This window comes from Legionella dresdenensis (assembly GCF_042649825.1).
Classification (GTDB): Bacteria; Pseudomonadota; Gammaproteobacteria; order Legionellales; family Legionellaceae; genus Legionella_C; species Legionella_C dresdenensis.
Genome location: NZ_JBHSAB010000024.1, coordinates 55,080 through 80,575, shown reverse-complemented (window position 1 = coordinate 80,575; position 25,496 = coordinate 55,080). Strand labels below are relative to the sequence as shown.

Here is a 25,496-nt window from a genome sequence, read left to right as displayed (position 1 = left end):
CTTAGATAGTAATACCAGAAGCAGGTTCTGACTTTTCGAAAATGTCTTTTCTTAATTGATTTTGTATATACGCCATTCGTCTGCTTAACGAACCTGTTTGATTAAATTTTCCGAGCTTATTCATAAAGGTTTCAAGTTGTTCGAGCAGGGCTGCATTATCGATAGCTGGCTTTCGTTTAATATCTCGCAGTAGTTTTTCGACCTCTTGCACGTGATGACGTCCCCAATGAAACTTTGTAAACCAACAAGTGTAATCTTCCAGTAAAGCGATGACCCCATCCCGAACCGATGATTTTGCTTTGAAAAAAGTGGCATACTTCGGGCGGAACGAATGTTGGATTATAATTTGTTCCATTTTACTACCCGGAAAAGTCTTCGGAAAAAGAGCTTCCCACTCAGCCAGAGATCCGCAGGCTGCTGCAGTAAAATTGGGGTGTTTAACAATTCTGGTTACTAAAGAATCAAAATTTCGATCATTACTCTGAGATTGATAAAGATATTGTAAAATATTTATGTTAGTTCCTGAATGCCTGTCAGGCACCTTTGCAGATAATAATTCCGGATACACATGTCGGCTGGCCATTAACTCATTAAAATAATGCAAGGAACCAGAACGGATTGAATCTACCAGTAAATCACCTGATCCGGCAACTATCATGTCGCGGGTACAGTTGGGATGCGTTAAAAATGTCTTGAATGCTGCCATCGCGCGATCAGAATGCTCAGACATTATCCTCATAAGTAAAAGTGTACCAATATTTGATGGCAAATCGCGTTCATTTAAAAATGCATTGACACTCTCTGTCCACAGATGATTTGCCAGAACATATTTTAGACCTTTGGAAATAATGCTGTGAGTTGCCTGGGAATGAAGCACTAAATATATAATCAGTTGTAATGCTTTTGCTTTAATAGCGATATCTAATAAATTGTTTAAACGTTCCCGAGGCTCTTTAAAAGTAAATTCATAGTGTTTAAATAAGTGCTCTAAAGAGGCAGCGCTTCTATAATACTCCGCAAGATCGAGCGGCATTTTACCGGCATCCGCTTTAAAAGCTTCTCCATTGCCATAATTAGCTTCCGGCACGTCTTGTTGGCTGTACACAACTGGCAGAGTTGCTTCTTCACGAGACACGAATTGTTTCACCAGTGTTTCGGGAATATTTTTATCAGATTGACGCTGAGTAAGAAATTTATGAAATTCCTCGCGGAATTTTGAAATAAAATAAGTTTTTTGATTACCGATGGCAGATGTATGTTCCCAGGTAAAACGATCAACTGATTCTGCAATCTTTTCTGGCCTGCAGTGCTGAAATAAAATGGGAAGACTGCTGGCGCAACCATATTTAATAGCAAATTGAACAGGGTTATATACAATTAGTTTCGTGTCCAGGGAATCTGCAGTGAAAAAACCACATTTAAACCCTTCTTGCAATATGTTAGTACAATTTGCACGAATAACTTGAAAAATAAAATCATCACTAAAAGTATTTTTGTTCAGGAGAAAACCTCTGATTTTCTCGGCTGGGAGCGAGTTCAATTGGTTTAGAAAGGTAGCGGGTAACAAGTAATGGAATTTACAATCTTCAAAAGTATGTTTTGCCAAATTGATTTCATCGAATACCGGAGCGTAAAAATCACTATTTTTAAATGTCGTCGGTCCTGTGAGCCTGGAAAGGTCAGTTTTATAGAATGCACAACGAGAAAATTTGGGATCGTCTGCGGGGAGTAAAGGATCATCAAAAAAATAATGCTGATTGTATGGCATGAATTGCTCCAAGTGGTGCTTTTATAACTCAGGCAGTTTAAATTATACATGACATCATGGCAAGGATTAATTGGAGCAAGGTTCTTGTGATCAAACCATCGTAGATTGCGTTGTAAAGCCCATCGCCGTCAAGTTAAGGAATTAAATTTCTACATTTCACCACATCGTTCGGGCTGAGGAAGCGCTTTAGCGCTGTCTCGAAGCCTGTGGTACAGTGCCACGCCTTCGAGACAAATGCTCCGCATTTTCCTCAGGCCGAACGAATATGTGCTGTAAAACCCATAGCAGGCAGTTAAGGAATTTTGTACATTTACTATTCTAATTTCCTGTGTACCTGGCTTAGCTTGACGGCCATGGGCTGTAAAGCCCAACACTAAATTTCTCTTCCCAGAAATAAGCTCTTATGGTGCCGGCGGAGCCGAATGATCTGCTAGCTCTGGCAAGTGCTGTTTTAACGCCTCATAACACTTGTTGCCTTCCTTAACCAGCATTGCCTCGGTTTTACATGCTCCAATAGTCGGGAAAAAGATTTGGCGGGCTCTGGCATAAGTATGCGATACCTGCTGTATGGGTTTTATAAGCAGCCGCAACGATTGTAACCAGCCAGGACGGCGGCCAATTTCTCCTTCAGACCAGTGTTCCATTTTATCGTTATGAATATGGCGGTTAACGGTTTCAATCAGTGTCGTTAAATAGCCTTGCTGAGTTATTGCCGGTACGTTAGGCTCATATCCCATAAAGTTGCGGTTTAAGCGATTTAATTCCTGACACGCCTGCGCAAGCTTGAGTAAACGCGGATCTATTTTATTTAAGGTCTTATCTAGCCCCGGCTTAGACTCAAAATCGTTCAAATATTGAATCCTGATATCGAGGCCAAGGTTAGGGAGTTTAATTGTATCCTCTGGTTTATATTTTTTGAGAATACGGACATATTCATTGACTAATTTATTTTTAAGCGTCAGAGAGATAAGATAAGGTTGATATTTTGAACGAATTATTCGTACCTGTTCGATACCGGCCAGTTCATCGATTTTTCTGAGCTCTTGCCGGCAAGTATCCAGTTCCAGGTGCTTGTTTACAACTATATCGATCCAGGAATTCCAGTGTTCCGGTTTTTGCATATGATTAAACATTTGCAATTGATCCTGCAGACCTTTTAACGTTTTCTGCGATTGAGCCAGCTGGGTGATTAATGGCTGCTTATAACGATTTTCATCAGTATAAACTGTGGATTTATCCTGAAACGGTTTTAGTATATTGTTATCAATATTGAGTGCGGTTACCAGAAATTCCTTCACTTTCTTAACCTGACTGTTTAGATCCTGGATAAACATGTCGCACGATTCTTTAATACTGGATAACGGTTCTGTGGATGTCAGGATGTTATTTGCAGCGCAGATATGTTTATTAAGCGTCTGCTTAATATCTATAAGAGGCTTTTGCGCAAGGGGGGATACGCCGGGAGCATTATTTTGCTTGTCTTGAAAATGATTGCGAGCTGCGAGTGCCTCTTCAGCCAGTCGAATTTTTGCTTTCAGCACCGCCTGCATTTTTTTCTTTTCAGTCAGATACAACTGTTCATACGAACTGATATCAGCTTCAATATCTTGAGTTTTAGCTAAATTTTTGATTTCTGCCATAACTTTTTGCTGCAGTTTCTCGATGGCTTCATATCTATTGTTGGCATTGCTCTCAAGTAATTCAGCTCGGTCTGTGTTGTATTTTTTCAAAAGGGCTTTTAATTGCTCTTTTCTGCGATTAATCGTTTCTTTGCATTCGTTAAGCACGCCGGTAGTTTTGATGCCGGTATTATCTAATTGCAGAATTAATGTGTTGTTTCTGGCAGTAAAACCTTGCAGTGTTTTCTTTAAATTATTGAAAACTTCAATGACACTATCATGGTCAGCAATTTCCTGATTTTTGAGGATATAAAAATCAATTGGAAAATCAGTGAGTAATTTATGCAATGACTCCATCATTAATTTTTTTTCATAAGCGTCAGCCTGATTTTGCTGTGCTATTTGCTCGGCAGTCAGGAAAGCACCATGAGTTGTCCGATACAGTGTTGCTGCCTTTACAGCGGTTTCCAGAATCCACGATTCAGATTTGTTCTCCTGGATTGCGTCAGTGGGCAGGTGAAGTTTCAATTGCCAAAAAAACAGTCTGAGGCATTCATTTTCAGGATTAAAAAATCCTTGCGTTCTAGCCTCCGCAAAGCGATTGACTAATGTAATAATTAATGCATTCAGATAAGCGGCATCTCTATCGTCATTTGCAGTATTAACACGACAACGGGTTGACCCAATTTTTCTTCTGAAAGACATTATCGCTTCTTCAAGCTTTTTTTGTGCGTTAGCGAGTTGTGCCTGGAGCTCGCTGGCTGGTTGATTCACCGCATTTTGGATGGCTGTGATTCTTTGTGCAATTATCGCGCGCTCATGTCTTAACGCCTGGATGTCATCTCTTTCCGCATCGGAAGATAGCGCTGGCAAATCGGTTAAACTGTGCGGCTCTGATTGAGTACGGTTAATCCCGGAAAGCAACTCTTTAATTCCAGGTAATCCACTGAAGGAGCTTGAGAGGCCAAAAAGCCTATTGCCCTGGTTTCTATCTGGAACGATCGTCTGAATAATTTTTTGATCGATTTTCTGATATTCTCTATTAAGATCGACTAATTGACGGATATGGCCAAGGTTTGAATCAAACGGGCTTTCAGTTTGAAATTGCGCCAGATCTGGCATGGCATCCCAATTAATGCTGGTTTCAGAAGGTTTTGGCCCTGAAATTTCTGCAATTTTTTTAACAGTGGCTGTTCTTTTTTTCGCTTCAACTATAGAGTTATTCAATTTTTCATCTAATTCAGCAATTCTTGCGGCCGAAACAGGCTTTTGAGGATTGTCGTCAATTTCCTTCAGTAATGTGATGATAGCATCCCGGTTTTTCTTTCCTGATGAGCTATTTAGTTTTTTGCTATAACGAGCTCTATATTCTTGATTTTGATTACTAATAATCGATTCAACACGGATTAAAGCCTTTTTTATGACATCGAATAAATCACTACCGGTGAGCATTGAGCGATTTTCGAGGAAATTGTATTCGCCAGTAAATAGCGGATTGTCTTTTAGACGGGCAAGAACCAATTGGTATAAGAACTGAATAGCTGCTGCTTCCAGTGGTTGTAATAATTGCGGCCTTGGTTCAGATGACAGGGTATCTGCCAGCTTTTGCCGGGCGTCATTAAATTCTCTTTCAGGTTTGGCTTGTTCTGGTATTGTCGCGGGGATGATTAGATCAAAGCTTGATTTAACTTTCTGCAGTTCCTCTAAAAGAGGAATATGCTTTTGCTGTAAAGCGGCCACAAAATCGCTCTTTTGAGATTCAAATTCTTCAATATATTTTATAACATCAGCGATAGCGGGGTGTGCCAAGGTTTGTTTAAGTTTAATCTGATGAGAATCCCATGGTTTTTGATCAGCGAAGCAGGGAGCTAATAATTTTAGCGCGGAATTTATAAAATTCTTTTCAAATTTATCCATTTCTTTTGTTACTCTAAACAGATCACTGACATTATTAATGACTTGCTTAAAGTTTTCGCATTTTAATTCAACATGTGCTGCAGTTTGCGAAATTGGAAAATTTTTCTTAAGTTTTTCTAATGTGCTGCGAATTAGAGTCAGTCTGGAAAGGAGTATTTGTTTTTGCATTTCCAGTACTGAATTGATTAACTCGTTTTGAGGAAGCAGGGCGGCATTCATCTGAGTTGTTATATAAAATTGCCTCAGTTTCTCAGGAAGCTCCCTTAATATCAGCTCATAGTGCTCCTGGTATTTTTTTATTGATTCAGTTGATGTTAATTTTTTAGTTTCACAGGTTTCAATAATCAGGATTTCTATTTCTCTCGCCAGCTCTTCTGCGCCGGCTTCGCGCAGTGTTTTGACAACATCTTTTGCTTTATCAATCAATGTTTGCCATGGATTAGAGTTTTGGTTCAACATATGGGCATCCTGAGAAAAAACTTGGTTGGCACTATATCATAAGAAGCTTAAGAGAGTATTAATTGACCACGAATATCAAGGGTTTAATACAATTATTGCAGGTTGGTTTAAAACTACCCAACCTGCTTCTTCTTCCGAAGGTAAAGCAAAAACGCAGGTAATAGCATTAATACGATACCAATCGAAAAAATAACCCGAAAATGATTAGCGCCGCCAACGTCCATACTATTTTCAGGAGGCATAAAACCGGCAATCAGGGTGACTGCGCAACCGATGAGGCCAAGGGTGCAAGTCAGATAATAACCGAATTTACCGCCTGGTACTTTAAAGGGCCTGGGCATATCGGCAAATTTGCTCTTAATCCGCCAGGCCGCAATGAACATAAGCACATACATCATCAGATATAATTCGGTGCTCAAATCGGTAAACAGCCAGTAAATCGCATTAATGCTGGGTAAGAGCAGAAAGCAGCCGCATAACAAAGTCACGATAACTGCCTGGAGTATTAAAATACGAGAGGCGACGCCATGGTTGTTCTTTTTGTATAACCAGTGCGGTAAAAAGCCATTGTCAGCTGCCAGCAGCAGTCCTTTAGCGGGGGAAATGATCCAGTTAACCATACTGCCGAGGCTGCCAATCAGAAGTAAAATTACCGTAACCGGCATTAACGCCGTCAGGTGATAGGCGCTGAAAAAATTGTTAAATGCCTGCATAACCCCATCTACCAGGCTGATTTGATTCTGGGGCAAGACAAAAGCGATTGCCAGCGAGCCAAAAATCATCGTGCCCAGGATCAGCAATACCGAGAAAAACATGGCGCGTGGGAAATTGCGTTGTGGTTGCTTGACGTTTCGAACATGAACGGCCGCAAGCTCCATTCCTAAAAATGAAGTCATGATTGCAGTCAAAGAGGACATCCAGGCATTATGGTCTTGCCAGTGAGGCAGTAAATGAGATGGGCTTAAATCAATAGCAATCGGGTTGCCTTGAAATAACCAGATTACCGCCAGGGCTATAATAAACCCCATAGGCAGAATCATTCCAAAAATTGCACAGAAACTGGCAAACGTAGCTGATGCCCTGAGCCCTGATAGCCCGAGCAGCGTTAACGACCAGAATACAACCAGAATCACGCTGATTAGATAGAGCTTATTCTGAGCCAGTTCCGGATTAATCAAATAGGCCATTGTTCCTGCAATAAAGGACAGGATAGAAGGATACCAGACCAGCGTGTTAATCCACTGCAGCCAAATGGTAAAAAAGGCCATATTTTCGCCAAAAGCGTTTTTTACCCAGGTATATACCCCGCCTTCTTCCTCTGACCACGCAGCCGAGAGCTCTGCCGCAACCAAAGCAATGGGAATTAAAAAAATCAGCGCCGAGACAGTAAAAAAGAAGATCAGCGATGAACCAAACAGGGCAGTGCCAGGCAGATTACGGATGCTATCAATGGCGCCAGTGATCAATAAAATCAGTGCCAACACCGATATTTTTTCCGTAGACAATGCTTTCATGGCAATTCCCGCTCTGTTTGACAAAAAGGTTAACATTATAAGTGAGTAGAAAAGCGGCTGCAATGTTTAGGAAGATAAATTCAGGTTTTTCGGTTCAGTAAAGAAAATTGTCATCCCCGCGGAGGGGATCCATCCATCAAACAAGGTAAGGAGCTAACTTGAGAAATGGATTCCCGCCTTCGCGGGAATGACAGTATCGTTAGTTTGTATTCCACTGCCATTAAGTTAAGAAATTTGTCATCCCCGCGAAGGCGGGGATCTATCTATCAAACAAGGTAAGGAGCTAACTTGAAAAATGGATTCCCGCCTTCGCGGGAATGACAGTATCGTTAGTTTGTATTCCACTGCCATTAAGTTAAGAAATTTGTCATCCCCGCGAAGGCGGGGATCCATCCATCAAACAAGGGAAGGAGCTAACTTGAGAAATGGATTCCCGCCTTCGCGGGAATGACAGTATCGTTAATTTGTATTTCCACTGCCATTAAGTTAAGAAATTTATCATCCCCGCGAAGACGGGGATCTATCTATCAAACAAGGTAAGGAGCTAACTTGAAAAATGATTCCCGCCTTCGCGGGAATGACAGTATCGTTAATTTGTATTTCCACTGCCATTAAGTTAAGAAATTTGTCATCCCCGCGAAGACGGGGATCTATCTATCAAACAAGGTAAGGAGCTAACTTGAAAAATGGATTCCCGCCTTCGCGGGAATGACAGTATCGTTAGTTTGTATTCCACTGCCATTAAGTTAAGAAATTTGTCATCCCCGCGAAGGCGGGGATCCATTTATCAAACAAGGTAAGGAGTTAACATGAAAAATGGATTCCGCCTTCGCGGGAATGACAGTATCGTTAGTTTGTATTTCCACTGCCATTAAGTTAAGAAATTTGTCATCCCCGCGAAGGCGGGGATCCATCTATCAAATAGGGTAAGGAGCTAACTTGAAAAATGGATTCCGCCTTCGCGGGAATGACAGTATCGTTAGTTTGTATTCCACTGCCATTAAGTTAAGAAATTTGTCATCCCCGCGAAGGCAGGGATCCATCTATCAAACAAGGTAAGGAGCTAACATGAAAAATGGATTCCCTTCGCCTTCGCGGGAATGACAGTATCGTTAGTTTGTATTTCCATTGCTATTAAGTTAAGAAATTTGTCATCCCCGCGAAGGCAGGGATCCATCTATCAAACAAGGTAAGGAGCTAACTTGAAAAATGGATTCCCGCCTTCGCGGGAATGACAGTATCGTTAGTTTGTATTTCCATTGCTATTAAGTTAAGAAATTTGTCATCCCCGCGAAAGCGGGGATCCATCTATCAAACAAGGTAAGGAGCTAACATGAAAAATGGATTCCCGCCTTTGCGGGAATGACAGTATCCTACAGATTCTCATTATACGGTAATTATTTGTATTTATTTGAATTGTTTTTTATGAAATTTAATATGTAATTTTTTTCATTATCGATTTGAATAATTTTCGTATTCTACTATCATTAAATATAGTTGTAATTAATCAGAGAAATATGAGTTTGTATTTTTTTAATTTTTCGTTGTTTTTTATGAAAATAGTTAAATTATTTTCAGTTATTCAGGAGTGAAATTTCAACACAAGGAGTGACAAAATGAAAAAATTAGTACTTGCAATGTGTGTACTGGGTTCATCTGCAGTGTTTGCGGCGTCAACAACTGATATGAGCAAAAACTGGACCTGCACCACCAATGCCAGCAGCAGTGAAGTCGCGTCTGATAAAGCCGCTGATGACCAAATGGCGAATGCTCGCGGTACCGCTTCTTCCAGCTTTGATATGGCTGCAAAAAATTGCCGTGATTGCACAAAAATTACTTGTGAAGTTGATGACTAATCACAGCATATTCAGTAATTCATGGAGGAATGAAAAATGGAAAATCATACTATCGTCAAAGCCAGCGAAGTTACCGGGGTAAAAGTAACTAATCCTGCTGGCGAAGATCTGGGCGAAATCAATGAAGTAGTCCTTGATAAAATGTCTGGTAAAGTCAATTATCTGGTATTGGATTTTGGCGGGATTCTCGGGTTCGGCAATAAATTCTTTGCGGTGCCCTGGCAATCGCTGTCTTACAATCCAACCGATAACTGCTATATTCTGAATGGCGTCACAGAGGAGCGGTTAAAAAATGCTCCAGGCTTCAATAAAGAAAATTGGCCTGACTTTGCAGACCGGACTGTGACTGATTCAATAACCCGATTTTATCAAATTAATTGATAGGATTATTATTGTGTCTGGATTGCTTGTAAAAGCAATCCAGCAACATGCAAGGAGCAATCATGTTAAGCACCGTACTTATAATTCTGTTGGTATTGTTGCTGGTTGGCGGTCTTCCTCGATGGAATTATAGTAAAGATTGGGGATATGGACCTAGCGGATTGATTGGAACAATACTGCTTATTTTGATTATTTTGATGTTAATAGGTCGAATTTAATAATTGGTTTCGCGGGAAAACAATCCCTGTGCTCTTGTATTTTAATACAGATTTTTTTATAAAGGAGCGCAAATAACAGGGAGAGCTGTATGCCTAGAAATAATTTTTTTTTCCCGCGCGCCAATAAAATCAGTCTGGCTTTGCAATTAGGCAACTGGATTGCTTTGGCAATCGCCATTGATCAATTCATTAAGAAACCTGATTTTACCAATGCCGAATTGTTAATGCGTTTCCTTATGCCTCTTGTGAGTATTCTCGCCCAAAACGAGCGCGCCTCATTCTCAAAAATTGGGATGTATGCGTTAAGTAACATGAATCTTGGCGTTAGCATAGTCAATTGCAGTCTGCACTTTAGCAATATACCCAATGGACAGCATCTGGCAGATAGCGTGTTGGCTGTGGGTAATATGCTGGATGATTTCTGGAATGGCTCAGAACAACCCGCTGCAAACGGGCTTTGTTGAATAAATAGTACTGTCATTCCCGCGAAGGCGGGAATCCATGTCTCAAGTTAGCTCCTAACTTTGTTTGATGGATGGATCCCCGCCTTCGCGGGGATGACAAATGGTCGGTTTGATTATTTTACATACAATCAGACTTTCCCCAATGATTTATTCAACAAAGCCCTGCAAACGCGGCACCGGGGTAAAAATATCAACCGTGGCGGTAACCGCCTTTGCAGACAGGGGATTGGCCGGTTTTTCCACCCGCTTTTTCCCATTCTTCGGGTGTGTATAAATGCAGGCTTAAGGCATGCAAGCCGAGATCAAACTGGTCAGCCAGTAATTTATTCAGTTCCCGATGGCGTTCAATGCGTGATTTAGCCTGAAAAGAATTACTGACTACAGTAACTTTAAAATGCGTTTCTGAATTCTCCGGGACATGATGAAGGGATGATTCGTTAATCACTTCGAGAAAAATCGGGTTAAATGTCCGTTGTAATAATCCGGTTAAATATTGCTCTCGGTTCATTTTGCTATGCCTTGTACAAATAATTTATGGTAGTGAAAATTTCATTTTATGTCAAAATGTGACTTTTTTTGTCAGTGCAAGAACGTAGGTTGGGTCGTTTGACCCAACATTCCCAACCCATACCCGTTCGGCCTGAGGAAAATGCGAAGCATTTGTCTCGAAGGCTTGGCACTGTGCTAAGGCTTCGAGACAGCGCTGAAGCGCTTCCTCAGCCCGAACGATACGGTGAATTTGGAAATTTAATTCTTTAACCTGACGGCTATAGGCTTTACAGCTCAACCTACTCTAACTATATTGGCATCCAACTTGCATTGATATCCTGTGTGCGAAACGTTTTCATCAAGGAGCAAACCATGAAACAGAAAGGTTTTACGCTGATCGAGCTGATGATTGTAGTGGCAATCGTTGGTATTCTGGCAGCAATCGCAATTCCTGCTTATCAGGATTATACCATTCGTGCCCGTGTGACTGAAGGGTTGAATATGGCTGCTGCAGCAAAACTGGCAGTGTCTGAAACGGCAATTGCCAATAATAGACTGCCGGCTACTGCGGAAGAAGCTGGTTATACTTTCCCAGCTGGTGGAACACCTAATGTTCAGAGTATAACAATTGAAAATGGTATTATCACAGTCACTTGCACAGAACCGGCAGGGGGTACGGTGATAACATTAACCCCTGAGCTCAGAGCTAATGGGGATGTTATCTGGGGTTGTTCTGGTACTCCAACCAAATATGTACCTGCCAGTTGCCGTGCAGCAGCTGCTGGTGGTGGTGATGGCGGGTAATAACCGAGTTATCTCTAACTGAGCCGCGGAAACGCGGCTCTTTTTTTATAAGCCGGTGCGTGCCAGGCACCAGACATCCACTCGCTCAATACCCGATTGTTTTAACGCTGCCGCTAATTCGTTAGCAGTACTGCCCGTTGTAATTAAATCATCAATAATGGTTACATGACGGTAATCATTGACTCTTACCTTAAATGCTCGCTTGAGATTGTTTTTTCGCTGCTCGCCGCTTAGCTCGACCTGGGCTGCTGTATTTACTGTTTTTTCGCACAAGGCCAAATCAAATTTTATTTTCAGTTTTCTGGCTAGCAACCGCGCCAGTTCCACGGTGTGATTAAATCCTCTTTGCCGTAGCCTTTCTGGGTGCATGGGAACCGGCAACAGGCAATCAGGCTGATAAATCCCGACAGGCAGCGCATCGAGCATGAGCTGGATCAGCAGTGAGCGTAAAAATAAGGATTGCTGGTATTTGTACCAATGTACCAGGGTGCGCAAGGGGTCTTCAAACAAATAGTTAGTATAAATCCTGTCAAAGGCAGGTTTTTGCCTGATGCAATTGCCGCACTGCAACGATTGGCCGCTTGCCAGCGGCATGCTGCAAATGATGCAGGGATTGGTAATTTTGCCAAATAACTGATAGCAGGGGGAACAGACTGCAAAATCGCCGTGATAGTAATGATTGCAAAGCACACAGATTGCTGGTATTCGCAGCCAGTGTGGTATACTGGTTATTTTTAATTGCACGATAGTTGGATCTCCATGTTATGTCCCAGAAGATGATGAATCGACAGCAGGAAATTTGCAATGCTTTTAATCAACATGCCGCCGATTATGAACAGGCTGCCAAGGTGCAGCATGAAATTGGACTGCGGATGTTTGAACGTCTGGATTATCTCAAAATTAACCCGCGTTATATTCTGGATCTCGGCTGCGGCCCTGGTTATTTTTCCCATCAACTGAAAAAGCGTTATCCTGACGCACAGATTATTGCCGTTGATTTGGCGTTTGCCATGCTGGCCAAAGCGGCAAAAAAACAACGTTTATGGCGAAAATGGCCGTTGGTGAATGGCAATATGATGACATTGCCATTTGCCAACGGTGTGTTTGATTTGGTCTTTGCCAATCAGGTAATTCACTGGGCAGATTCGCTAGGGGATTTATTTAGAGAGCTTAATCGCGTAATGAATACCGATGGTTGCCTGATGTTTTCCACCCTTGGGCCGGATACTTTCAAAGAGTTAAGGCAGGCATGGCAAGGGGTGCATCAGTACAGCCATACCAATCAGTTTGCTGATATGCATGATATCGGCGATTTTCTGATGGCAGAACGCTTTGGTGATCCTGTCGTAGATATGGAGCATCTGACGGTTCATTATCCTTCACCGCAACACATTGTTAACAATCTGAAACAGCAGGGCGTGCGTAACATTAACCCGCAACGCTGTACCGGTCTCACCGGTAAACAGGCATGGACAACGTTCAAGGCAAATTATGAGCAATACCGGACTGAATCCGGGAAATACCCTTTAACCTATGAAGTAGTCTACGGCCACGCCTGGAAGGGCGCACAACAGCAAACCAGTCAGGGTGTGGAGACATTTATCCCGGTAAGCGCAATTAAAGTAAAACCGTAGGTTGAGCTGTTTGGCCCATCGCAGTCAAGCTTTTACATTTACAATTCTAATTTTTCCTACGTACCGCGGCTTGTCCGCGGTATCCATGATACAGAGTGCGTGATTTAGTATCCAATGGATGCCGCGGACAAGCCGCGGCACGTAGGAATCGGAGCTTTGCTTGACGGCCATGGGTCAAACGACCCAACCTACATATTGTGGGTATGTAAATCACATTGCTGGTTTTTATATTCTCGATAATGAGTGCGGCTAATCGCTTTGGCATCATCATCATTGCCGACGATTTCCATAACCCGCTTAAAGCGTTTGAAAAAATCCGGGATGGTATCAGACAGGTTTAGCAGAATATCATTAAAACCGCGTGGTTCGCCCTGGTAGCCGATTTGTATTGGCGGCGGCGGCTCTGGGCCTTCGCCTTGCAGGTTGTGAGGGATGAAGCTGTCTTCGCGGAATGTCCAGAGCAGTTCATCCAGTAATTCTGCCTGTTCTTTATTATTACAAAAAACAAACACCCTATGCCCGCGCAGATACGCTTTTTCCAATAATCGACAGGCGAGCAGCCAGCGAGCGTTAGACCCGCTTTCGCTTAACAGGTAAAAATCAATGCGAATTTGCGACATGGCGTAAAATCTGAATAAGTACAGGAACAGGGCGGCCGGTTGCGTGGCGTTTTTTTCCGGAAACCCAGGCGGTGCCTGCAATATCCATATGCGCCCAGCGATATTTTTTGGTAAACCGCGACAGGAAACAGGCTGCAGTGATGCTGCCGGCGCTGCGATCAAAGCCGGCGTTAATCATATCGGCAATCGGGCTGTCCAAAGCGTCCTGATATGCCTCATCAAGCGGCATGCGCCAGCATTTATCATCTATGTCGCGTGAAGCGGCTATAATTTGTTCGGCTAAAGACTCATCATTAGTCATAAAGCCCGTTGTTACTGCACCCAGTGCAACAACCATCGCGCCAGTCAAGGTGGCGACATCAATCACAAACCGGGGCTTGAACCGTTCGGCATAGGTCAGGGTATCAGCTAATACCAGACGGCCTTCAGCATCCGTATTTAATATTTCAATAGTCTGGCCAGACATGCTGGTCACCACATCGCCGGGTTTTACTGCATGCCCGCTTGGCATATTTTCGGCACAGGCAATAAGCCCAACCACATTAATGGGTAAATTTAATAGCGCACAAGCCTGCAATGTACCGATAACGCTTGCCGCACCGGACATATCATATTTCATTTCATCCATGGCATTTGCCGGTTTCAGCGACAGGCCGCCTGAATCAAAGGTGATACCTTTACCGACCAACACAACCGGGGCGGCATCACTTTTTCCGCCTTGATAATTAAGCTCCACCAGACAAGGCGGCTCTACACTGCCCTGCGCTACAGCCAGGAAAGCGCCCATGCCAAGTTTACGCATATCATCGGCGTCAAGAACCTTGATTTTCATTTTTTTATGCTGCTTACCCAATTGTTTCGCCTGGGTCGCAAGGTGCGTTGGCGTACAATGGTTTGCCGGTGTTTCCGCGAGGGTTTTGGCGAGTCTGATCCCGGTTGTAATTGCTGATGCGATATCAAGGGTTTGGGCCTCGGCATCCGATAAAGAAAAATTGATGGTACTGAGTTTGTGTTGTTTTTTATTTACTGTTTTAAAATCGAGAAACTGGAAGCAGTGATTATCAATTTGCAGAACCATCTGCAGCAACTGCCAGTTAGCATCATGCCCGTTAATCTGCGGCAGGCTTATTGTTGCTGATTCAATGTTTTGTTTCAGCAGGGCAGTTGTTATATCGCTGATCCTTTTGCGCAATGATGCGGCATTAAAATCGGCTTTGTCGCCGCAATGAATTACTAACAGGCTACGGCCATTAGTCTCACATTGCCAGGCCATGTCGCCGGCATCATGCAACCGGCTGGCTAAACCGGCCAGAATTTGTTGATCGCCAAGACCCTTGAAGTTTTCTATGCCGCTGTCTTTAAACACACCGATTACCAGACAGGCATCTTTGCTGTTAACCAGGGAATCAACCAATCCATAATTCATTTTTGCTTCCTATCCACTGTAAAAACTGATAGTTTACCGAAATTTGATGAGCCTTGCTATCTAATGAAAGTGCTCTGTGCGCGGAAGTGGGTATTTATTTAAACCACCCTCTCCCTAACCCTCTCCCGCCAGCGGGAGAGGGAATTTTGGAAGATTGCTTCCTGATAATAACTATATTGAGACAAAACGTGCTGATTTTCCGATATCTGGCAAAAGAGATATTTATTACCCTGGCTTCGCTAACGGCGATCCTGATGCTTATTTTTATGAGTAATCAGTTTGTCCGTTACTTGAATAAAGCGGCCAGTGGGCAGATACCCGGGATGATTGTCATGAAGTTAATGATGCTGGAAATGCCTAATCTGATGGGCTTGTTGCTGCCATTAGGATTTTTCGTCGCTTTGCTGATTGCTTATGGCCGTCTATATGCCGAGAGCGAAATGACCGTATTGCAGGCATGCGGATATGGTCCGGCGCAATTGCTGAAACATAGTTATATCATGGCTGTCGTTGTTGCATGCATTGTATTTGTCATCATGATTTGGGCAAGCCCCCATATCGCCACTGAGCGGGCAAAATTGTTAAAAGCAACCGGTATTCAGACTTTGATTCAGACCATAGTGCCAGGCCGGTTTCAACAGATATCCAATGGCCGGCAGGTATTCTATGTCGAGGCGATGACCCGGAACCATACTCAGGCGGAAAATGTTTTTCTTGCCCGGCAGGTTATCAAAGATAATGTGCCGCAGTGGAATATTTTGTGGGCTGATAAAGCATTTGCCCAGACTGATAAAGAGACGCAGGAGGATTATCTGATTCTGCAAAAGGGCAGTGAATATGAAGGGCAGCCCGGGCAGGCTAATTATCAGGTTGTTGCCTTTGAGCAATATAAAGCTCGATTGCCGCATCCGCAGGTGGTCATTGAAAACGATATGCGTACCGCCAGAACATCGGATTTGTTACCAGTAAATAATCCGGACCTGCGCAAGGCCGCTGAATTGCAATGGCGGATTTCGGTGCCATTGATGGTGTTAACCCTGACATTGATTGCAGTACCTTTAAGCCGGGTCAATCCGCGTTCTGGCAAATTCGCCAAATTACTGCCGGCAATCCTATTATATATTGTTTACGCCAATTTTATGTTTATCGCCCGTGACTGGATCGTTGCCGGTAAAATCCCAGTCTGGCTCGGCATGTGGTGGCTGCATGTCGTGTTTTTGCTGATTGGCTTATATCTTGTCTGGCGCAACCAGGTTAAATTGGGATAGCTCTGCATGAAACTTATTGAACGCTATATTGCGAAAACTGTACTTGCTGCCATTGGTCTGGTTGTCCTCATGCTGGCCGGCCTTGAAATATTTATGCTGTTTGTCAATCAACTCGATGATATCGGCCGTGGTGATTATAGCATCTGGCAGGCGGCGATTTATGTTTTCCTGCAGATGCCTTATCAGGTCTATCTGTTTTTCCCCATGGCCAGTCTGTTAGGTTGCCTGATAGGTTTAGGTATTATGGCCAATCACCGCGAATTGATTGTTATGCGGGCGGCAGGCATGTCCATAGGCCAGATCACGCTGGCAGTACTGAAAGCCGCTTTTATTATGATTACTCTGGTAACGGTGATAGGCGAAACAGTTGTTCCGCATTTATCCCGCATCGCTAATGATCATCGTATGCAAGCGCTAAGCGGCGGCCAGACATTACGCACCGCCCGCGGAGTATGGTTGCGCAATCAGAATGACTTTATTGCAATCGGGAATATTTTGCCGAACAGCCTGTTGGAAAATGTGTATCAATTTCGATTTGATCAGAACCATCGTATGAAGCTGACCCGTAAAATTGAACGAATTGAATTAGTCAATAACACTTGGCTGGCGCATAACATTGCCGAAACAATTATTAGCGATGATCATACAGAGGCCCGCAAGATTAACGAGATGGTGTGGGATGTATCGGTAAACCCGGCAATTTTGAGCGCCAGCAGCAGTGAGCCGGATGAAATGACCCTGCACCAGTTAAACCGTTATTTACGGATTCAGAAAAATAACCATCAGGCGGTGACCGGATATCAACTGGTTTTCTGGCAGCGGATTATTCAGCCGTTAACGACTGTGGTCATGATGGTGCTTGCCATTCCTTTCATTTTTGGACCTTTGCGCTCATCAACCATGGGATCAAAATTTCTGGCGGGCGCAACAGTCGGGTTTGGTTTCCATATTATCAACCGCTTTTTTGGGCCGGTCAGTCAGGTTTTTCAATGGCCGCCGGTTCTGGCTGCATTGGGTCCTACGATATTATTTGCGTTATTGGGGCTATATCTGATGAGGAGAGTAAGATAGTGTTTGTTCTGCGCCATTTATTGGAAGCGTTATTAAACCCGTTTCTCCTGGCGCTGATTTTATTCGCCATTTTGCTGATGGTCTTATATCGGCAACCAGTCAGTCGATTTGTTTTCAGAGCATTTATGTTTGTTTTTCTCATTTTTCTGCTGATTAGCACCAGTTGGTTGCCCCGGACATTAACCAGCTGGCTGGAAGGGCAGTATCCTTCAGTTGTAACACCGGAGCCAGCAGTTAAATGGGTTGTTGTTCTAAGCGGCGGTCAATCAAATCAGGAAAACAAACCGGCTAATATGCTGTTATATAGCGCGAGTCTCAAGCGGTTAATTGAAGGGGTACGGCTTTTCCGGCAATTGCCTGAAGCCAGATTGTTGCTATCGGGCGGCGGTTATGGTCAGGAAATTCCAGAAGCTGAGCATCTGGCAACCGTTGCGAAAATATTGGCGGTTCCGGTAAACAGGCTGGTATTGGAATCGCAATCAATTAACACGGCTGCAGAGGCGCTGGAATTAAAAAAGTTGCTGGGTAATCGACCGTTTTATCTAGTTACTTCGGCAGTGCATATGCCGCGCTCGATGCTGCTTTGTCGGGCAGAAGGGTTAAATCCGATTGCGGCGCCGACTGATTTTACCCTGTATTGGGAAGATGAGCGTTGGGAGAAAAGGTATTTGCCTGATTCTCGAAATCTGGTTTATTTGACCATTGCTTTGCATGAGATGTTGGGGTTGGTCTGGTATCATCTGACATCGCATTAAAGGAGTGTTGGGCTTTACAGCCCAACCTACATGTTGTATAAAAAAAAAGCGTAGGTTGGGCTGTAAAGCCCAACAAAACAAAATTGTTCCATTCAAAGGGTATAAAGTTTAAACCAAAGCCGGTAAAATAGGTCACTTTATCTTTTTTGTAGCTATTATGCCTAAACGTACGGATATACAATCAATTCTGATTCTTGGCGCAGGTCCCATTGTTATTGGTCAAGCCTGTGAATTTGATTATTCAGGCACCCAGGCGGTTCGGGCGCTGAAGGAAGAGGGATATCGCATTATTCTGGTAAACTCCAATCCCGCAACCATAATGACCGATCCTGAACTGGCCGACGCGACTTATATTGAACCTGTACAATGGCAAGAAGTTGCGCGCATCATCGAAAAGGAACGCCCTGATGCTCTCTTGCCGACTATGGGCGGACAAACTGCGCTGAATTGTGCGCTTGATTTAGTCAGGGAAGGGGTGCTTGCAAAATACTCTGTCGAAATGATAGGCGCTACCCGTGAAGCCATTGACCGGGCAGAAGATCGGGAAAAATTCCGGGTACTGATGCAAAAGATTGGCCTCGAAATGCCGCGCTCAGCCATTGCCCATAGTCTGGAAGAAGCGTTTCAGGTGCAGGCACAGATTGGTTATCCTGCGATTATCCGCCCCTCATTTACCATGGGCGGCAGCGGCGGCGGGATTGCCTATAACCGGGAAGAGTTTGAAGAAATCTGCGCCCGCGGCCTCGATTTATCGCCAACTCACGAATTATTGATCGATGAGTCAGTACTCGGCTGGAAAGAGTACGAAATGGAAGTGGTGCGTGATAAAAATGACAATTGCATTATCGTATGCACCATAGAAAACTTCGATCCCATGGGGGTTCATACCGGCGACTCAATCACGGTTGCACCCGCGCAGACACTGACTGATAAAGAATATCAACGCATGCGTGATGCTGCAATCAAGGTATTAAGAGCGGTAGGCGTAGATACCGGCGGTTCCAACGTCCAATTTGCGATTAGTCCGGAAGACGGCCGCATGTTAGTGGTAGAAATGAATCCGCGGGTGTCGCGCAGTTCTGCTCTGGCATCCAAAGCGACCGGTTTTCCTATTGCCAAGATCGCGGCACGGCTTGCCGTGGGCTATACCCTTGACGAGCTTGCTAATGAAATCACCGGCGGCAAAACCCCGGCGTCTTTTGAACCCAGTATCGATTATGTCGTTACTAAAATTCCGCGCTTTAATTTTGATAAATTCCCGCAAACTTCGACGACCTTGACTACCCAGATGAAATCAGTGGGGGAGGTGATGGCGATAGGCGCTAACTTCCAGGAGTCATTGCAAAAGGCTATCCGCGGTCTGGAAATTGGCCGTTACGGGTTGCAGCCATTGTTTAAAAAAGGGGAGCTCAGTGTTCTGCGCGGCCATTTGCGGGAGCCGACCCCGGATCGGTTGTGGTATATTGCCGATGCGTTTCGTCATGAATTATCGCTTGAAGAAGTTCATCAGGAAAGCAAAGTCGATCCCTGGTTTCTGGCGCAGATCCAAGAGTTGGTACAGATTGAAAAAACAGTCTATGGCAAAACAATTAATGAGCTTGATAAAGCCGCTTTGCATAATCTGAAGCGCCGAGGCTTTGCTGATAAGTATCTCGCTCGAATGCTGTATTGCAACGAAGAACAGGTACGGGAAAAGAGGCTAGAGCTGGGCGTAGCCCCGGTTTACAAACGGATTGACTCCTGTGCCGGTGAATTCCCAAGCGCTACTGCCTATATGTATTCATGTTACCAGGCGGTCTGTGAAGCCAATCCTGAAACGGACTGTAAAAAGGTTATCATTCTGGGCGGCGGGCCAAACCGTATTGGCCAGGGCATTGAATTTGATTATTGTTGCGTCCATGCTGCAATGGCTCTCAGGGAGGCAGGCTATCAGACGATTATGGTTAACTGTAACCCTGAAACAGTCTCTACCGATTTTGATACCGCAGACCGACTATATTTTGAGCCATTAACTTTGGAAGATGTTTTAGCCATTGTCGCTGTTGAAAAACCAATGGGGATAATTGTCCACTATGGCGGACAGACGCCATTAAAGCTGGCGGAGGCGCTTGCTGCCAATGGTGTGCCGATTATTGGAACATCGCCGGATGCAATTGATATGGCAGAAGACCGCGAGCGCTTTCAAAAACTGGTAACAGAACTCGATTTACACCAGCCGGCAAATGGCACCGTACGCAGTGAGCAGGAAGCAGTAGAGCTGGCCAAACAGATAGGTTATCCCCTGGTAGTTCGGCCCTCGTATGTACTGGGCGGACGCGCGATGGAAGTGGTATATCATGAAGAGGACTTACGCCACTACCTTGCCAACGCAGTTGCCGTGTCAAACGATTCGCCGGTATTGCTTGATAAATTCCTGGATGATGCGATAGAGGTCGATATTGATGCCGTTTGTGATGGCCAGGACGTTATGATTGGCGCCATTATGGAACATATTGAACAGGCTGGCGTTCATTCTGGTGATTCAGCCTGTACTTTGCCGCCATTCAGTTTAAGCGTAGTGGTGCAACAGGATTTGATCGAACAGGTACGCCAGATGGCATTAAAATTAGGTGTGGTTGGATTAATTAATGCCCAGTTTGCAATCCAGGCGGATGATATTTATGTTCTGGAAGTGAACCCGCGCGCTTCACGTACGGTACCTTTTGTCTCCAAAGCAACCGGTATTCCGCTTGCGAAAATCGCCGCACGCTGTAAAATCGGCCAAACGCTTAAGCAACAGGGATTAAGTCAGCATTATCCCATGCCGCCGTTTTACTCCATTAAATTACCAGTGTTTCCATTTGTTAAATTTGCTGGCGTCGATTGTATTTTAGGGCCAGAGATGAAATCGACTGGTGAAGTTATGGGAATTGCACGGCGTTTTGGTCAGGCCTACGCGAAGGCTCAGCTTGGCGCTGGTTCGAATATTACTAAACGGCGTCGTGCATTTGTTTCAGTAAGGGATGCCGATAAAACCAAAATCGGGGAAATTGCAAAGCGGTTAATTGAGCTGGGATTTGAAATTATAGCCACCCGCGGTACAGCGCTTGCCCTGCAAGCGGCCGGTCTTGATTGCCGCCGGGTCTTTAAAGTAGCGGAAGGCCGGCCTCATGTGGTAGATTTTATTAAAAACAATGAAATTGATTTTATTGTCAATACCACGGAAGGAAAGCAGGCTATTGCTGATTCATTTGCAATACGGCGCAATGCATTACAGCATAAGGTTAGTTATACTACTACCTTGTCAGGCGCTGAAGCTGCGTGTCTGGCAATGAAGTATGAGGATAGGGAAACAGTTACCCGGTTACAGGATTTACATTAGAGGTCGTTATGCAAAAACATCCAATGACAGTACAGGGCGCAGAAGCCCTGAAAGCAGAATTAACACGGTTAAAAACAGTTGAGCGCCCACGCATTGTTGAGGCAATTGCTGTTGCCCGCGCCCACGGTGATTTGAAAGAAAACGCCGAATACCATGCTGCCCGTGAGCAGCAGAGTTTTAATGAGGGACGCATACAGGAGCTTGAAGGCAAGCTATCCAATTGCCAGATCGTTGACATCAGTAAGCTGCCAAATAACGGCAAGGTTGTTTTTGGCGCTACAGTATTGCTTTGCCATGTTGAAACCGATAAAGAAATTCGTTACCAAATCGTTGGCGAAGACGAAGCCGATATCAAGCTGAATAAAATTTCTTACAGTTCTCCAATCGGCCGGGCTTTAATCGGTAAAAATGTTGATGATACCGTGACCGTACAAACACCTGGCGGCATGGTCGAGTATGACATTATTGAGGTTGATTATACGGGTTAAATTCATAGTTCCACATACCTGGATCATCGGTTTGCTCATTATGTTCCAGAAAAAATTTGAAGGTTCCCGGTATTTCTGCCCATGCGATCTGTTGTCTCTCCCGTTGTTTTAGCCTGTCAATATAACGGAGAGAAACAGGTTTTGAAATTTTCTGAATAAGGTTGCCGGCAAATGATAGAGAATCCGTATGGGATATCAGTTTATTCAGGACGGGCCTAAGCTCTACAGTATTTAAATTATTGAGCCCTGTTTCCAGTGATTTTTCCTGATATTGCCAGATTGTTTCCAGCATTGTGGCGATTGCCGAAAAGTATGGGTTTTCTCTTTCTGGCAGCGCTTGAAGAAGCGCTATGAAACAGTTTGTGATTGGGGCGGTTAGCTGATCCATGTCCCAATATTTTTCTATGAATAATTTTTCCTGGTATTGCCAAAGATCAATAGTCCGGTCGAAATTATTTTGTTGGATAAATGACTGAAAAATCTCCAGTTGCAAGGCGGGAGTAATAGTAATTTTGGGCAAACTTGAATGGGGATTTTCCAATGGATAACCCAGAAAATAAGTGTAATAGCTCTCCCACAATGGTAGTCCTAACACGTGAAATTGGCAGTTGAAGGCCTGGATAAAGGTTCTTGTTATTCTGGTCAGGGCCGCCAGATATTGCAGCATGTTTGCAGGACTTGGCAAATTGAACAATTCTGCCAGGATAGTATTTCGCAGCTTGGGATTATTTTCCCATAAATAGGTGCAACGGTCAGTATGTCCTGATTGCAAAGCGTCAAAAAAAATCGAACGTATTTCATCCAAGGAAAGTTCATAGCCCATTGACGCGGATAATGGTATCGTATAACCGTAAAGAAGATCATTCAGCAACGGTATATTCCAAAGCCTGGGCTCCGCTTTTCCTGAGGTTAGAAGATAATTGATAATAGTACTTAATATGGATTTAAAGTCGGAACTCGCTGATATTTTGAGTTCCCATGCTGCTGCTGTTTTATACCAGAGCAGTGGAGTGGATGTTTTTCGGTCGTGCGTTTTGCCAGTAAAAAAATCGGATAAAATTTGTGGAGTAATGAATCCGCTGCCTTCGCGCTGAAATTTGTTCAAGCGGTTATAATTATATAAGATTTGCAAAAGGCTGTTATTATCCCATAGTTGGCAGATAAAAATTGTAAAGCGTCTCTTCAATGCTAATTCAAAAGCATAAATTAAGTCCTGGATTGAAATTTTTTGTTCGCTTTGATCGCTAGTAATAATGGTATACCCTTGCAGCCAATAAGATAAAAACTTATGTGATTCATAACATCGGAGAACCCCTTTTTCTGGCTGCGATTGGAGTAATTTGTAAAAAGCGTTTTTAATAGTCCCAAAACCTTCAGCGGTCATGGGAATTGTGATACTGTTTTGCTCGGGAAAAATAAATTGGGGCATCGTATTTTACTCTAAATCTGATTAAAGGTGGCCAGAAGGCGTATTATCATACAACATCTGGTTTAAACGTTCGTACTCTGCAGTAGATAAACCGTCAGCAGGCGCCGCTACTGATGGTGGGATCGCTTTTGGAGTAAACAAACCATTCAGACAAGAAACTTTTCTCAATTCTTTAATCCGGTCTTCTATCCATGTCTCTCCCTTGTATTTTGCGCGAATATATTCAAGGGGAGTTATTTTTGTAATTTGCATGATAATCTCTTTAGTAAATTTCAGGCACATCTGATGAGCCATCAATTGATCAAGCACAATCTTAAGGGTTGGAGCCGGCAAGCTGTTTATGCCATTTATTAACCATAGCTTATTGCTTGTCCATATATCGTGCAATATGTTATTAAGTTTTGCATGCAATGAGGTATGTTCATGTGGGAAACAACCAAGAAGCGTCAGAAAGACAGTGCTGATTGTGCCGTATAAATCCGGTTTATCCTGATAGTGTTTAAGACACAAATCGGCGTGATAAGGCCATAGTTGAAGGGTAAATTCTAATTCATTTCTGGTGGCAGACAGCGCAAAAATCTGCAATTGATAATCATACGGAATAGTACAGTTAAGGTGAGGTTTACCTAGAAAATAGAGAAAGAATTGATTCCAGATTATTTCCGCTAATGGTTGGAAATTATTCACAAGCGCAAGCATAAAAATTTGCGTTATACTTATAAGTTTGCCCTTATAGTGTTCTATATCCCTGCAGTCATGAAAACTGAGAAATTGATCGCTAAACTCAGCTTGAAGTTCTGGATTATTCCGCCATAAATACCAAAGAAATTCTGAATATCCTTCTCTCAAAGCACAAAAAAGCATTCCTGAATTTTGCTCTTTGGTAAGTTTATACCGATTAGGGCTATTGATAATAGTTGGAATGGGGTAGCCGCTTAATACATCATTAATCAGGGGAATATCCCAGAATCGGGGAGAAAGGTTTTCCTTAAAGATAATATGATTAAAAATATTATATAGTGCCTGTTCAACGTTATTGATTCTTCTCACTACCCATGATGACTTTATCTGATCAAAATAAAACCATTTTTGCAGTGCAGGAGTACCTTGCCAGAGGAGAGTTCGTGTCTCATTGACTCTAAAGAAAAGCTGTATTGAGGTTGGATTGGCTGGCTCCATTGAAAGCGCTTGAACATTATCGTGCGCATACAATACATTTAATAGCGTATTTCCATTCCATAACAGACAGCTAAGTCTGGGAAAACGTTTATCGAGAATCTTTTCGAAGTAGTAAAGTAATCCGGGGATAGTAATGTTTTCTATCAAACCATCAGTAGTGAGAATATTTTTACCATGCAACCAGTCCTGTAAACACGGAAATGAATTTAAATACTCAATAGCATCATTTTCAGAAGAAAAATTTAAGGATAGAGCAAAGTCAGTGGTAAGGGCGCAGAATTGTCGATAATCAAGACCCACTCGAACGATCTTCTGCTCAGCATGGATAAACTTGGGCATTATGTACTACTCCATATAACTATTTTTGATCAACAAAAAGCTTACTTGATCCAATAAGACTCAGGCATGGTACAATTATTGCGTAAACAAGTCAATAAAAAGTCTTTTTGTTTTTATAATTTCTTGAGCTTTGATTGCACAACTCTGACCGAGTGTTGGGCTTTACAGCTCAAACACGTATAATCAAACCAGTCTGGATTGGGCTGTAAAGCCCAACACTCTGATTTTGATAAGGAGAATGTAAATGGAGTTTGGGAAAATTATCAGTTGTACAGTGTTTGCAGCAATAGTATTTTGGATATCCGGTTTTAACGGTGATCCCTTCCCGCCAGAAGACGATGATATTCCGTGCTTTAGCAGGAATGTACAGATGTAGGTATTAAGGCCGTAACCCGGGTTTCACTGCGTTACACCCAGGTTACAATCAGGATGATAGT

20 protein-coding genes are annotated in these 25,496 nt (G+C 43.3%); 11 read left to right on the top strand and 9 right to left on the bottom strand.

The genetic code is table 11. From position 1 onward, the window contains the following. Position 1 precedes the first annotated feature (1 nt). The 3 genes from ACFORL_RS10670 to ACFORL_RS10660 form a co-directional block, all read right to left on the bottom strand. A complete protein-coding gene (locus ACFORL_RS10670; protein ID WP_382343840.1) occupies positions 2-1,768 on the bottom strand; it encodes a DUF5617 domain-containing protein in 1,767 nt (588 codons plus the stop codon). A 401-nt stretch (positions 1,769-2,169) separates the two neighbouring features. Continuing rightward, positions 2,170-5,763, bottom strand: a complete 3,594-nt coding sequence (locus ACFORL_RS10665) for a hypothetical protein (RefSeq protein ID WP_382343838.1) — start codon at positions 5,761-5,763, stop codon at positions 2,170-2,172. Between the two features lie 113 nt (positions 5,764-5,876). Next, complete coding sequence (locus tag ACFORL_RS10660) at positions 5,877-7,277, bottom strand: APC family permease (RefSeq protein ID WP_382343836.1); 1,401 nt, start codon at positions 7,275-7,277, stop codon at positions 5,877-5,879. A gap of 1,616 nt (positions 7,278-8,893) precedes the next feature. On the opposite strand from ACFORL_RS10660, the gene ACFORL_RS10655 reads away from it, so the two are divergent. From ACFORL_RS10655 to ACFORL_RS10640, 4 genes are all read left to right on the top strand, one after another. Next, positions 8,894-9,133 carry a hypothetical protein gene (locus ACFORL_RS10655; protein ID WP_382343834.1) on the top strand — a complete coding sequence of 80 codons (240 nt, stop codon included), beginning with the start codon at positions 8,894-8,896 and terminating at the stop codon, positions 9,131-9,133. A gap of 36 nt (positions 9,134-9,169) precedes the next feature. Next, entirely contained in the window at positions 9,170-9,514 is a 345-nt protein-coding gene (locus tag ACFORL_RS10650; RefSeq protein WP_382343832.1) for a PRC-barrel domain-containing protein, read from the top strand. 47 nt (positions 9,515-9,561) lie between these two features. Next, a complete protein-coding gene (locus ACFORL_RS10645; protein ID WP_382343830.1) occupies positions 9,562-9,732 on the top strand; it encodes a DUF3309 family protein in 171 nt (56 codons plus the stop codon). Positions 9,733-9,821: 89 nt separating this feature from the next. Further along, positions 9,822-10,196 carry a hypothetical protein gene (locus ACFORL_RS10640; RefSeq protein WP_382343828.1) on the top strand — a complete coding sequence of 125 codons (375 nt, stop codon included), beginning with the start codon at positions 9,822-9,824 and terminating at the stop codon, positions 10,194-10,196. A 190-nt stretch (positions 10,197-10,386) separates the two neighbouring features. On the opposite strand, the gene ACFORL_RS10635 is transcribed toward ACFORL_RS10640, so the two are convergent. Further along, on the bottom strand, positions 10,387-10,704 hold the full coding sequence (locus ACFORL_RS10635) for a BolA family protein (RefSeq protein ID WP_382343826.1): 318 nt from the start codon (positions 10,702-10,704) through the stop codon (positions 10,387-10,389). A gap of 353 nt (positions 10,705-11,057) precedes the next feature. Here ACFORL_RS10635 and ACFORL_RS10630 point away from each other — a divergent pair, with 353 nt between their 5' ends. Further along, positions 11,058-11,489, top strand: coding sequence for a pilin (locus ACFORL_RS10630; RefSeq protein WP_382343824.1), 432 nt, complete (start codon positions 11,058-11,060; stop codon positions 11,487-11,489). A gap of 45 nt (positions 11,490-11,534) precedes the next feature. On the opposite strand, the gene ACFORL_RS10625 is transcribed toward ACFORL_RS10630, so the two are convergent. Beyond that, positions 11,535-12,233, bottom strand: coding sequence for a ComF family protein (locus tag ACFORL_RS10625; RefSeq protein ID WP_382343822.1), 699 nt, complete (start codon positions 12,231-12,233; stop codon positions 11,535-11,537). Between the two features lie 35 nt (positions 12,234-12,268). On the opposite strand from ACFORL_RS10625, the gene bioC reads away from it, so the two are divergent. After that, positions 12,269-13,123, top strand: a complete 855-nt coding sequence (gene bioC / locus ACFORL_RS10620; protein ID WP_382343935.1) for a malonyl-ACP O-methyltransferase BioC — start codon at positions 12,269-12,271, stop codon at positions 13,121-13,123. 188 nt (positions 13,124-13,311) lie between these two features. Here the strand turns inward: bioC and ACFORL_RS10615 are convergent, their stop codons facing one another. Continuing rightward, positions 13,312-13,743, bottom strand: a complete 432-nt coding sequence (locus ACFORL_RS10615) for a DNA polymerase III subunit chi (protein ID WP_382343820.1) — start codon at positions 13,741-13,743, stop codon at positions 13,312-13,314. Further along, on the bottom strand, positions 13,724-15,169 hold the full coding sequence (locus ACFORL_RS10610; RefSeq protein ID WP_382343818.1) for a leucyl aminopeptidase: 1,446 nt from the start codon (positions 15,167-15,169) through the stop codon (positions 13,724-13,726). The genes ACFORL_RS10615 and ACFORL_RS10610 overlap by 20 nt, the downstream gene beginning before the upstream one ends. Positions 15,170-15,357: 188 nt before the next feature. On the opposite strand from ACFORL_RS10610, the gene lptF reads away from it, so the two are divergent. The 5 genes from lptF to greA all read left to right on the top strand — a co-directional run bounded on the left by lptF (position 15,358) and on the right by greA (position 22,112). After that, positions 15,358-16,437: an LPS export ABC transporter permease LptF gene (lptF, locus tag ACFORL_RS10605; protein ID WP_382343816.1), complete on the top strand. Its 1,080-nt coding sequence runs from the start codon at positions 15,358-15,360 to the stop codon at positions 16,435-16,437. A 6-nt stretch (positions 16,438-16,443) separates the two neighbouring features. After that, entirely contained in the window at positions 16,444-17,508 is a 1,065-nt protein-coding gene (gene lptG / locus ACFORL_RS10600; RefSeq protein ID WP_382343814.1) for an LPS export ABC transporter permease LptG, read from the top strand. Next, positions 17,508-18,263, top strand: a complete 756-nt coding sequence (locus ACFORL_RS10595) for a YdcF family protein (RefSeq protein WP_382343812.1) — start codon at positions 17,508-17,510, stop codon at positions 18,261-18,263. Before lptG ends, ACFORL_RS10595 begins: the two co-directional genes overlap by 1 nt. A gap of 157 nt (positions 18,264-18,420) precedes the next feature. Beyond that, complete coding sequence (gene carB, locus ACFORL_RS10590) at positions 18,421-21,624, top strand: carbamoyl-phosphate synthase large subunit (protein ID WP_382343807.1); 3,204 nt, start codon at positions 18,421-18,423, stop codon at positions 21,622-21,624. Between the two features lie 8 nt (positions 21,625-21,632). Continuing rightward, the gene (gene greA / locus ACFORL_RS10585; RefSeq protein WP_382343805.1) at positions 21,633-22,112 is read left to right on the top strand and encodes a transcription elongation factor GreA; all 480 of its coding nucleotides are present in this window, start codon (positions 21,633-21,635) and stop codon (positions 22,110-22,112) included. Here the strand turns inward: greA and ACFORL_RS10580 are convergent. Together ACFORL_RS10580 and ACFORL_RS10575 are read right to left on the bottom strand one after the other, a co-directional pair. Then, complete coding sequence (locus ACFORL_RS10580) at positions 22,087-23,541, bottom strand: hypothetical protein (RefSeq protein WP_382343803.1); 1,455 nt, start codon at positions 23,539-23,541, stop codon at positions 22,087-22,089. The genes greA and ACFORL_RS10580 overlap by 26 nt on opposite strands. A gap of 21 nt (positions 23,542-23,562) precedes the next feature. Beyond that, positions 23,563-25,059, bottom strand: coding sequence for a hypothetical protein (locus tag ACFORL_RS10575; RefSeq protein WP_382343801.1), 1,497 nt, complete (start codon positions 25,057-25,059; stop codon positions 23,563-23,565). Positions 25,060-25,496 lie beyond the last annotated feature (437 nt).

What these genes read in the sequence shown, in the direction of transcription:
- ACFORL_RS10670 (WP_382343840.1), bottom strand. Translation starts at nt 1,768, where the DNA reads ATGCCATACAATCAGCATTATTTTTTTGATGATCCTTTACTCCCCGCA.
- ACFORL_RS10665 (WP_382343838.1), bottom strand. Translation starts at nt 5,763, where the DNA reads ATGTTGAACCAAAACTCTAATCCATGGCAAACATTGATTGATAAAGCA.
- ACFORL_RS10660 (WP_382343836.1), bottom strand. Translation starts at nt 7,277, where the DNA reads ATGAAAGCATTGTCTACGGAAAAAATATCGGTGTTGGCACTGATTTTA.
- ACFORL_RS10655 (WP_382343834.1), top strand. Translation starts at nt 8,894, where the DNA reads ATGAAAAAATTAGTACTTGCAATGTGTGTACTGGGTTCATCTGCAGTG.
- ACFORL_RS10650 (WP_382343832.1), top strand. Translation starts at nt 9,170, where the DNA reads ATGGAAAATCATACTATCGTCAAAGCCAGCGAAGTTACCGGGGTAAAA.
- ACFORL_RS10645 (WP_382343830.1), top strand. Translation starts at nt 9,562, where the DNA reads ATGCAAGGAGCAATCATGTTAAGCACCGTACTTATAATTCTGTTGGTA.
- ACFORL_RS10640 (WP_382343828.1), top strand. Translation starts at nt 9,822, where the DNA reads ATGCCTAGAAATAATTTTTTTTTCCCGCGCGCCAATAAAATCAGTCTG.
- ACFORL_RS10635 (WP_382343826.1), bottom strand. Translation starts at nt 10,704, where the DNA reads ATGAACCGAGAGCAATATTTAACCGGATTATTACAACGGACATTTAAC.
- ACFORL_RS10630 (WP_382343824.1), top strand. Translation starts at nt 11,058, where the DNA reads ATGAAACAGAAAGGTTTTACGCTGATCGAGCTGATGATTGTAGTGGCA.
- bioC (WP_382343935.1), top strand. Translation starts at nt 12,269, where the DNA reads ATGAATCGACAGCAGGAAATTTGCAATGCTTTTAATCAACATGCCGCC.
- ACFORL_RS10615 (WP_382343820.1), bottom strand. Translation starts at nt 13,743, where the DNA reads ATGTCGCAAATTCGCATTGATTTTTACCTGTTAAGCGAAAGCGGGTCT.
- ACFORL_RS10610 (WP_382343818.1), bottom strand. Translation starts at nt 15,169, where the DNA reads ATGAATTATGGATTGGTTGATTCCCTGGTTAACAGCAAAGATGCCTGT.
- lptG (WP_382343814.1), top strand. Translation starts at nt 16,444, where the DNA reads ATGAAACTTATTGAACGCTATATTGCGAAAACTGTACTTGCTGCCATT.
- carB (WP_382343807.1), top strand. Translation starts at nt 18,421, where the DNA reads ATGCCTAAACGTACGGATATACAATCAATTCTGATTCTTGGCGCAGGT.
- greA (WP_382343805.1), top strand. Translation starts at nt 21,633, where the DNA reads ATGCAAAAACATCCAATGACAGTACAGGGCGCAGAAGCCCTGAAAGCA.
- ACFORL_RS10580 (WP_382343803.1), bottom strand. Translation starts at nt 23,541, where the DNA reads ATGCCCCAATTTATTTTTCCCGAGCAAAACAGTATCACAATTCCCATG.
- ACFORL_RS10575 (WP_382343801.1), bottom strand. Translation starts at nt 25,059, where the DNA reads ATGCCCAAGTTTATCCATGCTGAGCAGAAGATCGTTCGAGTGGGTCTT.